We start from the raw sequence: 13,655 nt of genomic DNA, 5'->3' as shown, positions 1-13,655 counted from the left end.
AAACTATGGGGATAATAGCATTTGAGGGAGCAAGCGCTGTTGGTAAAAGTACCACGTGCCGTGAATTAGAAAAGAATTATGGTGCTTATATAATACCTGAAGTGAATTCTTTATTTGAAAGGCCAAAAAATGAACATAGAACATGGTATTTTGAAAAACAAGTTGAGCGCTGGAATATAGCTGTTCAGAAGTCAGAGCAATATGAATTAGTAATACTCGATGGGGATATATATCAACCACTTAGTTATAATTGGTGCTTTCATTTTGATATATTTAATCAGCCATTATCTTTAATAGAAAATTTTATAAAGAAAAGATGATAAATAGGAAATTGGTTTTCCGGATCAATATTTTTATTTATATACGAACGATGAAGAACTTAGAAAGCGGAAAGTATCTGATGAGACGAAAAGAAGAAGAAACTTTGAAAAACATTTACATATATCAAAATCGTTTCAGCGTTATTATGAAAATTTAAATACTGTTACAGATGGGTATTGTAAATTAATTGAGGCGAAAAGTGTAAGAAATAATGAATTAGAAATAGTGAGAAACTCAAAAAATTTGAATGTGTGTGAAGAAAGACGTTTTGATGTTTCGAGGTTAGATGCGATTACGAAGTGGTTAAAAGAAAATCGTGCATAAAGTAAAAACAACGAGTGTTGTAGAACGCGCTCGTTGTTTTTTTGTTTCTTTATAAATATAAAGGAAAAATTTGTAGAATATTTTCATTATTTAACAGAATAATCTTTCAATTTTAAAGAAAAAGAAATACAATATGAGGAAGTATATATAAATAATATGATAGGGGATGCGATATTTTGAATGAAGTAACAGTTTTTATATAAGAAATAATTAGGTAGTCAGAACAGAGATATTTGGGAGGAAACAAGCGAAATGAAAACATTTTTGAAAATAATAGGTGTTATAGCTGGTATGGCGGTAATCGGAGTAGGTTTAACATATGGTATGCTGCATTATTTAAATAATAGTAAACCAGCTGCGAAAAAGGCATCACCAGCTGCTCCAGCAGTAGAAGTATTAGCTGATAGTAACGTAAAAGCAGAAGATGCAAAGCTTTTAGAAAATGGCAATTATTCATTGCCAAATAGTGGTTTTAATAAAAATTTTAAATGGACAGATGAGAACATACAGACAGCATTACATGAAATGGCACATCAAAAAGCGAAAGCTGATCAAAAGTGGGGCTATATTTTTATTACACAAGAGCGGATTGAAAGCTTAATTGATATTGTAAAGAGTAATGATCTTGTGCAGGGAAGTACATATGTAGAAATTTTAGAACGATGGAAACAAGGGAAATATGAAAAGGTTGATGGGGATCACAATAAGATTTGGAAATTACAAAGTGGGAATTTAGGAGAAGGAAAAGGAGTAATGTCGGAAGCTGAGCAAAAAGAATTAATTAATCAATTGTTTATGAACAAAGGTACATATTCAGGTAGTAAATTAATTGCAGGTGGCGGACAGACTAATAAATAATATACTAATTAATGTAAGAGAGTAATTGCTTATTAGGCAATTACTCTTTTTAAATGTACTTCTTAATATCTTAATCTCGTTCAAGTAAGGAAAGAAACGACTGTAACACCGGGGAAATCCATCTGGATTTATGATAGATTACATGACTTTGAATAACGGATGGAGTTTCGATAGGCTGAAAACATAGTTGTTCTTTTTGACAACTTTCTTGTACAACGATATAAGGAAGAATTGAAATGCCTAACTCACACATGACGGATTGTTTAATGACTTCAACATTGGAAGTTTCAAATGTTTTAGCTGGAATATTTCCGCTTTGACGTAAAAAACGATCTACCATTGTCCTATAGCCGCAGCTTTGTTCTGTAAAAATGAACTGGGTTTCCTGTAATAACTGGAATGGATTTGTATGTGCAGCGGAATAAGCTGGTAAAATCCATCCAAATGTTTCATTACTAAAAGTACGCGTAATAAAATCATTATGTTCTATACTTTCTCCAATTATGAAGACAACGTCTGTTTCTCCTTCACGTAATTTTTGTAATGCTTGTTCATTTGTGTTCGTTTCAAGTACGATATTTACTTTCGGATTTTTCTGTTTGTAAGTACGTAATAATTGTGGTAATCGGTATACCGCTAATGATTCATTAGATGTAATACTTAATGTACCTTCTAAATAATCTGTATTTTGGGGGATTTCTTGCGCTTTTTCATATATTGAAAGTAATTCTAATGCATAAGGATGAAATTGATGACCGGCTTTTGTAAGTAGCACTTTTTTCCCTAACCGATCGAAAAGAGGAATATGTAAATCGTTCTCTAAAGCTTTCATATGTGCTGTAACAGTAGATTGCGCATAACCTAGCGCGTGCGCAGCTTTAGAAAAATTACCATACTTCACAATGGCGCAAAATGTTTTAACATGTCTCATTTCCATAAGCGATCCCTCTTTTATTATCATGATTTGTGAATGATTATATCATGTATTTTAATTTTCCAAATGATTAAATTCTGTATAAAATGAAATTGTAGAAATATTCATTCAGGTGATATTGGAGGAGAAAAGATGATCAAAAAGGGCTATCATGTAGCTGTTGTTGGGGCTACAGGTGCGGTAGGGCAAAAAATTATTGAACTGTTAGAGAATGAAATGAAGTTTAATATAGTTGAAGTTACATTGCTTTCGTCAAAACGATCCGCTGGTAAGAAAGTAAGATTCAAAGGACGAGAGATAATTATACAAGAGGCAAAAACAACTAGTTTTGAAGGTGTAGATATTGCCTTTTTTAGCGCTGGGGGAGAAGTATCTAGACAATTTGTAACTCATGCAGTTTCTAGTGGTGCGATTGTAATTGATAACACAAGTGAGTACCGAATGGCGCAAGATGTACCGCTCGTTGTTCCGGAAGTGAATGCGCACACTTTAAAACAGCATAAAGGTATCATTGCAGTTCCAAATTGTTCAGCATTACAGATGGTAACAGCACTTCAGCCGATTCGAAAATCATTCGGTTTAGAAAGAATTATAGTTTCAACATATCAAGCTGTATCGGGTTCTGGCATTCATGCGATTCATGAATTACGAGAGCAGGCTAAGTCTATGCTTGCTGGTGAAGAAGTGAAAAGTAATATATTACCGGCGAAAAAAGATAAAAAACATTACCCAATAGCGTTTAATGTACTGCCTCAAGTAGATATATTTACAGACAATGATTTTACTTTTGAAGAAGTAAAAATGATTCAAGAAACGAAGAAAATATTAGAAGATGAAAACCTGAAAATGGCAGCTACTTGTGTACGTGTTCCAGTTGTATCAGGGCATTCAGAATCGGTTTATATAGAACTGGAAAAAGAAGCAACCGTTGCGGAAATTAAGGAAGTATTAATGGGTGCACCAGGTGTTATTTTGCAGGATAACCCTAGTGAACAGCTGTATCCAATGCCATTATATGCAGAAGGGAAAATAGATACATTTGTCGGAAGAATACGTAAAGATCCTGATACGCCAAACGGATTCCACCTCTGGATTGTTTCCGATAACCTATTAAAAGGTGCGGCTTGGAATTCAGTTCAAATCGCAGAGACTTTAGTGGAAAAGGGGATACTTTAATATAGTTTAAAAAAACTGGGAAATCGTTAATGATTTCCCAGTTTTTATTTCATAATGGTTTTCTATATTTCGACCGTTTTCACAATATCTTCTATAGCAATATACTCATTTTCTGTTTCGTTATAATAAACAACAGAACGGATTACTGCCTCGTTACCTTCAATATCAATTTCACACATCATAGGGAATTTTTCACCATTATGTAAGAATAGTTCGCCTAGTACGATTGAACCGTTTAACTCCTCTGTAAAATTAGTAGTTGTTGCTGGTTTCACCCATGTTTCGTCATGTTCTTCATTTTCCTCTTCATCTATTGCCCATTCCCATATGGGGTTTTGTTTTAGGTCTTCAATAGTTAATTCATCAATTGGTTTGCAATTAATCATACATAAATTCTCCTTTTGTTTTGATAAATAAGTGTCTTAGTTTCATGAATTAGATGATTGCTTATAAGTGGGTTTAACAAAGTATTTTGCTCATTTGATATCCAAACTACTTTATTTTGAAATAAAGCTATTACAGCAATATTAACAAAACTTTAATTGTCTAGTAAATAATTATTAGTGGAGATATTAAAATGGGATGGTGTTAAAGAAAGATAGTAAAAAACATCAAGGATGAATGAAATCCATTTGGTACGATATGGATATATCCAATGTGAGGGGGAGTTTGATGTATCAAGTAAAGGGGTATTTTTCATCATTAAAAGGAAGTTATTATGAGATTGGAAAGCAACAAGGGGAATTCGTGAAACAAAATCCGTATCTCATCCCGCAATTTATACACGAAGAAAATGTAATATCTAATAACCATTGGACAGAATCGAGAAATATAATAAACAAACATTGTCCAGGCATAAATGAAGAAATTGAGGGGTTTTGTGAAGTGTTAAAAATTCCTTCAAAAAATATGATGTATTACTATCAAACACTATTGAAAGCAGGTTGTAGTCATTGTGCAGTATTACCTAAAAAGACCGATTTAGAGCACACATATGTATTAAGGAATTATGATTTGTCACCAGTAATAGATGATATGCGTTTTTGTTCAACTCATGTTGAAGGTGCGTATGCACATAGTGGCTTTTCTACTCAATATTTTGGCCGAACGGAAGGGATAAACGAGCATGGATTAGCTGTTACATTTTCAGCATGTGGTCAACCAGTAGGAAATATTGCAGGTTTAAGAAAGCCAATGGTGAGTGGTTTACAATGTTTTGCGGTAATTCGATTGTTGTTGGAGAAATGTAAAAATGTGCAGGAAGCTAAGTTACTAATAGAAGAAATCCCAATTGCTAGTAATATTAATTTAATAATAGCTGATCCTTTAAATGCAGCATATATTGAAATATTGGACGGTCATAAATCCACAATAACGATTGATGATGAAAAACAAGCTTTTATTGTATCAACAAACCATGCAGTTAGTTCATCAATTCAGAAATTAAATAATAGGAAATTAGAACAATCAACAAAGAGATATTACCTTTTACATGAGCATTTAAATAGATGTGAACAAGTAAGCATAGAGTCTTTAAAAAAGTTAGTAGAAGAAGAATATCCTGCTGGACTTACTGTGCATAACTATGAAGAATGGTTTGGAACTTTACATTCTGTATTATTCGATTTACATGATCGTACAATGAAGATTTGTTTCGGATCACCACTTTTAAACGACTGGTATTCATTGAAAGTTGGAGGAAGTATGCCGTTTTCTGAGGTGAACGTGAACTTTAAAAATAAAACTTATACTGACTTTTGGAAGGAAGATAAGAATGAATTGATACCTAAAAGATAAATGGGATAAGATGGTGATGTAAAGAGTGCATTTATACTGGAGGGATTACCAATGCTGAAAGTTATGTTACCATTTGTTCTTATCTTTTTTCTTATTATTGCGATGTATATTGCTTATCAAAAGAGAAAAAAATCTGGGATAAAAGGATTGAAAAGTGCGTTAACTTCTATTTGCTTCTTTTCACTTGCAATCTTAAATATGTTTGCATATTGGTTTCATTTTGGCGGTGCTTTTACTTGGTTATTTTCAATTGTATTATTGCTAGTTGGTGCATATTTTACTAAATATATTCCAATATCTAAAAGGGTACATTAAAGTTTATAGGAGTTAAATATAATGTTTACTTTGTTTTGAAAAGAGATTATTCTACTAGATCGTTGTGAAACGGTTTCATAGGATAATCTCTTTTGTTTAGTTTTGGAAAGAACGTACTGTGCTTTTTAGTTGCTCAATAAATTCTCGAGTTGCAGCACACATATATTTATCTTTTCTATAAATTAGCCCTATTTCAATTGTTGGAGTAGGCTTTTCTATTTTAATAGCTTGAATGTTATTATTTTGTAAAAAGTCTATATATGGTTTGGGTAACACTGTAATTCCCATTCCTTTGGAAACCATTTGGATTAAAGATTCCATCGTGCTAATTTCTAAAATTGGTCTTGGTTTAAAGTTGAATTTTTGACAATGAGATGTAATTAGTTCGGTTAAAAAGAAATTTTTAGGTAAAAGAATTAAAGGATAGTTCTGTAATTCAGCAATAGATACATGATTACGTTCAGCTAATCGATGACCAGTGGGCACGACTAATGTAAGATCGCTTTTGTATAGAGGGATGGAGATAATCTCTTTATCTTGCACCGGGAGAAATGTAATTCCAATATCTAGTTCGTTTTGTAATAATTTTTCACGAATATCTCCTGTACGAAGCCCTAATACAGAAAGCTCTATATTAGGATATAAATTATTAAAATTTAAAATAGCTGGTGGTAGTAAATAATTTACGACGGTTAACAAAGCCCCTATTGTTAAGGAACCTTGCTGTAATCCGTTTAGGTCTTGAATAGCTGAACGAGCTTGTTCGACTTCATGAAAAATGGTTTTACTATGTGATAATAAAACCTTCCCTGCTTCAGTTAAAGATATTTTTTTACCAATTCGATCGAAAAGTGGCATTCCTACTTCATGCTCTAATGCACGTATTTGTTGACTTAGTGAAGGCTGTGAAATATTTAATTTCTCAGCTGCTTTTGTGAAATGTAATTCTTTTGAAACAGCTAAAAAGTATTCAAGTTGTCGTAATTCGATTGGAATCACCTCAAGTATAATAATAGGTTATACCTATCATTATTATATAAATAATTGAATTGAACAATGATTTTAGAGGTTTTATAATCATCTTTATATAACAGAGAGGTTTGTAAAAATTAATCGAGAGAAAATACATGTAACACCTTTAAAGGAGGAAATAGAATGGCTAATGAATATCAATTATTATCTTTAAATATAGGATTACCAAAAGAGGTTACATACGGCGGAAAAGTAATTCATACAGGCATAAATAAGAAACAAGTAAAGGAACCGGTATATTTATCCTTTGTAAAATTTAATGGGGATGGACAAGCTGACTTAGTTCATCATGGAGGAGTAGATAAAGCAGTTTGTGTTTATACTGGTGATCACTATCCATATTGGGAAAAAGAATTGAATCAAGATTTTGTATATGGGGCTTTCGGAGAAAATATAACAGTTAGTGGTATGCGCGAAGAGGATGTTTGTATTGGTGATACGTTTGAGCTAGGACAGGCAATCGTACAGGTAACACAACCAAGGCAACCTTGTTTTAAATTAGCAAAAAAATATAATATTCCAAAGTTACCACTATATTTTCAAGAAACAGGATATACAGGATTTTATTTTCGTGTATTAAAAGAAGGATGGGTATCATCAGTCGATACCTTAAAAAAACTACAGTCTGATCCAAAAGGTGTTTCAGTAGCGTTTGCTAATCGTATCATGCATAAGGAAAAACAAAATATTGAAGGGGTAAAAAGGATATTAGAAGTAAATGCACTTTCATGTAGTTGGAGAAAGTCTTTTGAAAAGCGTATAAGTGGAGAAGAAATTAATACGAAGGAAAGACTTGAAGGAATAAAAGACTAAAAATATTTTATTATAAATAGTGTATTTCTATTAGTAAAAGCTAATTAGAAAGCGCTATTTTTGTATAATAAACTAATTAATATCCAAAAATCTTAATATCGTTTTATTCGACTTATTTTCAAATAGTCAAAACATAAAATTAATTAGACTTTTTTATGTTTTGTGATAGTATATTGATTGGTAAGACCTCTATTTTTAAGAGTAGGTCATATAAGTATATCTAATTTAATGGAATTTAACATTTGGAGGTACAACATGGGGAATGTTGAAAAATTGGCAAGTCTTCTAATAGAAGAACCGAAAAGAGAGCAGTTATTTCCTTTATTTGAAGAAGTGTTTGGAATTACAACTCAAACATTGAATGATTTTTCGGATAAAGGATATTGGGATGATACATATAAAGCTTTATCATTTTTACAAGAAGATAAAGTGATTGCAAATGTTGCGGCATTTTCACTCCCATTATTAATTAATGGTGAAAAAATAAATGCAGCGGGTATTCAATCAGTAATGACACACCCTAATTTTCGTAGACAAGGGTTAATGACACAATTAATGGGTAAAATGATAGAAGAAATCGATAAGAAATGTGAATGTGCATTATTGTTTACGGAAAACCCTGAACTATATACAGCATTTGGATTTAAAGTTGTGCAGGAATATTTGATGACTATACCATATGATAAAAATATTAATAATAACGATTCACTACTTAAAAGTTAGATTACTATAATATAGAGAATAGACAGTTAATACATGAAACTATTGATAGTAGCCAAAGACTTTCAAATAGTTTTTCAACTTTAAACTTCCATCCTTCATTTTATTTGAATATGTATGATTCGGAATGGAATGAGAAATTGTATTATTCAGAGAAACTAGATGCTCTAATCGTTTATGAAGTAGAAAATGAAAAGTTGAAATTATTTGGAGTATTTGCGCCAGTACTTCCGGTTTTAGATGAATTATGTGGAGAAATCAATGAAAGGTTTACGGAAATCGAATTTTATTTTTCTCCGGATCAATTAGGGGTTGAGGAAGTACAGTTTACAGAAGTACAGTCTAGCAAGTATTTAATGGTTCGAAGTGATAAAGAGTTAGATTTTAAAGGTTATAAATTCCCAGTATTAGCGGAGTTTTAAATGTCTATATAAATGCTTTATTATGGAGGAGCTATGAATATATCGTATATACCAGAACATATTGAGCAACTCACTATAATGAATGTACCTGAATACTATAAAATTAATGATAATCATGCGTTTATTGTCCGTTCGAAAGCAGAAACTGATTTTTGGCTTAAAACACATTATGGTTTTGAAGTAATGAATGGTCATGTATTTTATAATGAGATGATGACAGACTTTCAAGCTGAAGTTCAGTTACGTATGAATCCAAATTCAAAATTCGATCAAGCAGGTCTTTTTGTTATGATTTCGGAGAACTGTTGGCTAAAAACATCTTTAGAATATATCCCCGAAGGGCCATCTCACTTAGGTGCTGTCGTAACGAATAATGGATATTCTGATTGGTCAACGCAAGATTATCCAACTGAAGCAGCTAAGCAACAACTTCGTTTTCGAATTATTCGAAAACGCGGTGATTATACAATATATGTGAAAAAGAGACATCAATGGGAACAAATAAGAATCGCTCATTTAATGGAGGATATAGGAAATGAGCCTATTAAAATAGGTTTTTACACGTGTAGTCCTTCTAAAAATAAGGGATTTGAGACTGAGTTTTTACATTTTACAATTGAAGAATTATAGATGAAAAACCGTATTCTTTTCATTAAGAATGCGGTTTTTGTATTTACATAATATAAAGCATATGTATTGACCAGAAAGTCATTAATACTTATCATTTAATAATGTTAAATATTAATTTACATAATATAATAGAAGTAATGAAGAAATTACAAAAAATATCGCTTAAATAAGGAGGGATATGAATTATTCAGTGGTAATTTCATGGGAAAAGGAGACTATGTATGAAATCATTTCGTAAGTTATTACAGTATTTAAAACCATACATGTTCTTCGCTATTATTGGACCGCTATTTATGGTACTTGAGGTTGCGATGGACTTAATTCAACCGACTATTATGCAACATATCATTGATGTTGGGATTGCAAATCGGGATTTAAATTATGTAATAAAAATGGGGCTTCTTATGATAGGAGCAGCAGCACTCGGTTTAGTTGGAGGGCTTGGGTGTATGATGTATTCTACAAAAGCAGCTGTTAATTTCGCTACTGACATACGAAAAGATGTGTTTGCGAAAATAGAAACATTTTCTAGTAATAATCGTGATTCATTTGGAACAGGTAAATTATTAACGATCGTGACGAATGATATCACTTCCATTCAATCAGCAATGACGATGACATTACGTGTTCTCGTTCGTGGTCCGCTGTTATTTATCGGAAGTATAATTATTGTTTTTGTAACAGCAAGAGAGTTATTTCCAATATTACTTGTAGTTGTTCCGATTTTATTACTTGCGATTATTTTAATTGCAAGTAAAGCAAGTGGTACATTTAAAAAGGTGCAAGAGGCATTGGACAAAGTGAATACAAAGTTACAAGAAAATTTATCTGGTGTACGTGTTATAAAAGCGTATGTAAGACAAAAATATGAAATCGCTCAATTTGGAAGTGTAAATACAAATTTAACGAAGATAAATATTCGAGCTGTGCAGCTTATTTCTTTAATGATGCCAATCATTATGCTAGTTGTAAGTGGCGGGATTGTCGCAACATTATGGATTGGTGGAGAAAAAGTATTCAATGGAACGCTTCAAGTAGGAGCGATTTTGGCATTTATTAATTACTTGAATATCATTTTAATGTCACTTATGTCGATTAGCATGGTATTTATTCAAATTGCGAGAGCTTTTCCATCTGCGGATCGTGTAAAGCAAGTGTTAAATACCGAGGTTGATATAATAAGCGAAGCGAATGCAATCGAACCTGAGAAAATCGAGGGGAATATCGAATTTAAAAATGTTAGTTATAGCTATACGAAAAATAATGAATACGTTTTAAAAGATATTTCGTTTAACATACAAAAAGGTGAAAAAGTAGGGATTATTGGATCAACTGGAAGTGGTAAATCTACCTTAGCAAAACTGTTACCACGTCTATATGATGTGGATCATGGTGAAATATGTATAGATGGAATAGATGTTAAAAAATATGATTTGCAAAAACTCCGTGCTTCAATAGGGTTTGTACCTCAGAAGGCGTTGTTGTTCTCAGGCAGTATAGAAGAAAATTTACGTTATGGTAAAGAAGATGCAACACATGACGAGCTGGAAGTAGCAGCTGCATCAGCTTGTGCGACTGAGTTTATCAATAAGCTCGAAGAATCTTATCAATATAATTTAACACAAGGCGCGACAAATCTATCAGGTGGACAAAAACAACGTGTATCAATTGCAAGGGCACTTGTGAGAAAGCCACCGATTCTCATATTAGATGATTCTACATCAGCAGTTGATGCAAAATCAGAGGCTACTATTCAAATAGCTTTAAAAACAAAATATAAAGGCACAACAACTTTATTAATTGCGTCTAAAATTTCTTCCATAATGGATGCGGATAAAATACTTGTATTAGATAATGGTGAATTAGTTGGCAATGGTACACATGAACAATTGTTAGAACAAAGTGAGGTTTATCAGGAAATTTATCTTTCCCAAGGTGGTAATTTAGATAAAGAAGGTGGGGAAGAACATGCGTAATTTTCAAGGGCAATTTGCTAATAAAGGTGGACGAAACACCCCAAAGATGGGAAAAGCTAAAAATGCTCAAGGAACTGTAATGCGGGTATGGAACTATATGGGCTATCAAAAAGCTGCTCTTATGTTTGTTATATTTCTAGTCGTTGTTACTACATTACTTGGATTATTAGGTCCCTATTTTATGGGAGTCATTATAGATCAATATATTGTACCGAAAGATTTAAGTGGTACAGCAAGAATGTGTATGTTACTTATCGCGATTTATGGTGTAACTGTACTTTTAACATGGTTACAAACGTTTGTCATGATTAACGTTGCATTAAAAACAATTCAAAAAATACGACAAGATATTTTTGAGAAAATCCAAACGCTTTCTTTACGGTTCTTTGATGTGCGTTCTCAAGGTGATTTAATGAGCCGTGTGACAAATGATATAGATAATTTGAATCAAGCCTTGACACAAAGCGTTGTACAAATTATTTCATCAGCATTAACTTTTATAGGTGTAACGATTGCAATGTTCGCCTTAAATTGGATTTTAGCAATTGTAACTTTAATTACAGTACCTATTATGTTTTACGTTACAAAAAAACTAGTTGCATATAGTGGTAAAAACTTTGCGAAGCGTCAAAAAGATTTAGGTGAATTAAATGGATTTATTGAGGAAGCAATTACAGGTGCGGATGTTACAGCGTTGTACGGAAAAGAAAAAGAAACTGTACAAAATTTCAATAAAATTAATGAACAGCTAAGAGTTTCAGCTACGAAGGCTGATACATTTTCAGCTTTTATTTTTCCAAGTATGAACTTTATTAATAATTTAGGTATGGGCCTTGTCATTGGGACTGGATCAGTTATGGTCTTAAACGGAATGACAACAGTAGGAGTTATTGCGGCTTTTATTAATTATTCTCGTCAATTCTCAAGACCGCTAAGTCAATTTGCGACTTTAATGAATACAATTCAAGCGGCAGTTGCTGGTGGAGAACGTGTTTTTGAAATTATGGATGAGGTACCAGAAATTCAAAATAAAAAAGACGCATTCGTTGTACAAAATTTACAAGGGCATGTTGCACTTGAGAATGTTTCATTTGGCTACGCAGAAAATAAAACGATTTTAAAAGAAGTGAGTCTTAAAGCGCAGCCAGGAGAGACAATTGCTTTAGTTGGTCCGACTGGATCAGGGAAAACAACAATCATTAATTTGTTAACTCGCTTTTACGATATACAGCAAGGACAAATTCATATTGATGGAAAAGATATAAAAGATTATGATATTAATTCTTTACGAAGTAAAATAGGAGTAGTTTTACAGGATACGTATTTATTTGCTGGTTCGATTATGGATAATATCCGTTATGGACGCTTAGATGCTACTGATGAAGAAGTTATCACTGCAGCTAAGGCAGCATCTGCACATTCTTTTATTAAGCATTTGCCAAATCAATATGAAACAGAAATTACTTCAGAAGGATCGAATTTAAGTCAAGGACAAAAACAACTTCTAGCGATTGCACGAGCAATTTTAGCAGATGCAGATATATTAATTCTCGATGAAGCGACATCAAATATTGATACAAGAACAGAATTACAAATACAAGCAGGACTAAATAATTTAATGAGGGGTCGCACAAGTTTTGTGATCGCTCATCGACTTAAAACAATTGAAAAAGCAGATCAAATTCTTGTTATAAAAGATGGAAATATTTTAGAAAGAGGGAATCATGAATCTCTCATGGAAGATAGAGGGTTTTATTTTGATTTGTATACGAGTCAGTTTAAAATATAGTAAAAGCATTGATATGTTGCGGTTTCTCTTGAGAGGAGAAACCGCATTTTTTATATTTGCAAATATTACTATCCAAATGGTCTTTCACTACATATTTTAACAGCATCCACCTGCATTCCAGGCAAAACATGTGAATAGCGATTTAATGTTATGAACATATCTTTATAACTGAAGTGTTCACTTACAGTCTTTGGATGTATACCTTGTTTCAAAAGTAGCGTAGCATGTGTATAATAACGTAAATCATAAAATCGAACTTTAAAAATCGGAGTTTAAATAAAAAGAGCGCTGTTAAAAGCGCTCTGAGACAAACCATACATTTAGAGAGGAATCAAGATAATATATGGATATTGTGTGAGGATGTTGTAGGTTTTAATTAAAAATAAAGCACACATATAAGTGTGCTTTTATGAACGCTTTAGATTTGTATGACTATATAGTCATACAATAAAATATGCTTGTTTAATATAAATGTGTGTCAAATCTATAAAAAGATATTGTGTATAAGGAACAATAAATATTAATTAGCTAAGTCTTTTGTTTTTATC

Annotated in this window: 10 protein-coding genes and 3 pseudogenes; 10 read left to right on the top strand and 3 right to left on the bottom strand. The window is 32.3% G+C overall.

Features of this window, described 5'->3' with window-relative positions:
• Positions 1 to 5: 5 nt before the first annotated feature.
• A pseudogene (locus IQ781_RS03780) lies at positions 6 to 645 on the top strand (DEAD/DEAH box helicase family protein).
• Between the two features lie 252 nt (positions 646 to 897).
• On the top strand, positions 898 to 1,503 hold the full coding sequence (locus IQ781_RS03775) for a PRK06770 family protein (protein WP_000846980.1): 606 nt from the start codon (positions 898 to 900) through the stop codon (positions 1,501 to 1,503).
• A 70-nt stretch (positions 1,504 to 1,573) separates the two neighbouring features.
• Here the strand turns inward: IQ781_RS03775 and IQ781_RS03770 are convergent, their stop codons facing one another.
• Positions 1,574 to 2,440: a LysR family transcriptional regulator gene (locus tag IQ781_RS03770; RefSeq protein ID WP_000425898.1), complete on the bottom strand. Its 867-nt coding sequence runs from the start codon at positions 2,438 to 2,440 to the stop codon at positions 1,574 to 1,576.
• Between the two features lie 129 nt (positions 2,441 to 2,569).
• Between IQ781_RS03770 and IQ781_RS03765 the strand changes: the two genes are divergently transcribed.
• Entirely contained in the window at positions 2,570 to 3,613 is a 1,044-nt protein-coding gene (locus tag IQ781_RS03765; RefSeq protein WP_065211767.1) for an aspartate-semialdehyde dehydrogenase, read from the top strand.
• A gap of 65 nt (positions 3,614 to 3,678) precedes the next feature.
• On the opposite strand, the pseudogene IQ781_RS03760 reads toward IQ781_RS03765, so the two are convergent.
• Positions 3,679 to 3,999 (bottom strand): annotated as a pseudogene (locus IQ781_RS03760) (hypothetical protein); the annotation flags it as partial.
• A 286-nt stretch (positions 4,000 to 4,285) separates the two neighbouring features.
• Here IQ781_RS03760 and IQ781_RS03755 point away from each other — a divergent pair.
• Both IQ781_RS03755 and IQ781_RS03750 read left to right on the top strand, forming a co-directional pair.
• On the top strand, positions 4,286 to 5,410 hold the full coding sequence (locus tag IQ781_RS03755; protein ID WP_139847282.1) for a C45 family autoproteolytic acyltransferase/hydrolase: 1,125 nt from the start codon (positions 4,286 to 4,288) through the stop codon (positions 5,408 to 5,410).
• A gap of 51 nt (positions 5,411 to 5,461) precedes the next feature.
• The gene (locus IQ781_RS03750; RefSeq protein WP_000921854.1) at positions 5,462 to 5,725 is read left to right on the top strand and encodes a hypothetical protein; all 264 of its coding nucleotides are present in this window, start codon (positions 5,462 to 5,464) and stop codon (positions 5,723 to 5,725) included.
• A 96-nt stretch (positions 5,726 to 5,821) separates the two neighbouring features.
• On the opposite strand, the gene IQ781_RS03745 is transcribed toward IQ781_RS03750, so the two are convergent.
• Positions 5,822 to 6,724, bottom strand: coding sequence for a LysR family transcriptional regulator (locus IQ781_RS03745; RefSeq protein ID WP_000612247.1), 903 nt, complete (start codon positions 6,722 to 6,724; stop codon positions 5,822 to 5,824).
• A 156-nt stretch (positions 6,725 to 6,880) separates the two neighbouring features.
• Between IQ781_RS03745 and IQ781_RS03740 the strand changes: the two genes are divergently transcribed.
• The 5 genes and pseudogenes from IQ781_RS03740 (at position 6,881) to IQ781_RS03720 (ending at position 13,107) form a co-directional block, all read left to right on the top strand.
• On the top strand, positions 6,881 to 7,570 hold the full coding sequence (locus tag IQ781_RS03740; RefSeq protein ID WP_001262990.1) for an MOSC domain-containing protein: 690 nt from the start codon (positions 6,881 to 6,883) through the stop codon (positions 7,568 to 7,570).
• Between the two features lie 255 nt (positions 7,571 to 7,825).
• Positions 7,826 to 8,712, top strand: a pseudogene (locus tag IQ781_RS03735) (GNAT family N-acetyltransferase).
• Positions 8,713 to 8,745: 33 nt separating this feature from the next.
• On the top strand, positions 8,746 to 9,342 hold the full coding sequence (locus IQ781_RS03730; RefSeq protein ID WP_001027672.1) for a DUF1349 domain-containing protein: 597 nt from the start codon (positions 8,746 to 8,748) through the stop codon (positions 9,340 to 9,342).
• A 221-nt stretch (positions 9,343 to 9,563) separates the two neighbouring features.
• Complete coding sequence (locus tag IQ781_RS03725) at positions 9,564 to 11,318, top strand: ABC transporter ATP-binding protein (RefSeq protein WP_139847283.1); 1,755 nt, start codon at positions 9,564 to 9,566, stop codon at positions 11,316 to 11,318.
• Complete coding sequence (locus IQ781_RS03720; RefSeq protein ID WP_139847284.1) at positions 11,311 to 13,107, top strand: ABC transporter ATP-binding protein; 1,797 nt, start codon at positions 11,311 to 11,313, stop codon at positions 13,105 to 13,107. Before IQ781_RS03725 ends, IQ781_RS03720 begins: the two co-directional genes overlap by 8 nt.
• Positions 13,108 to 13,655: the final 548 nt, after the last annotated feature.

The organism is Bacillus sp. N447-1 (assembly GCF_022701035.1).
Lineage (GTDB): Bacteria > Bacillota > Bacilli > Bacillales > Bacillaceae_G > Bacillus_A > Bacillus_A cereus.
The sequence above is the reverse complement of the archived record's forward strand: the minus strand, read 5'-3'. Positions and strand labels throughout refer to the sequence as shown.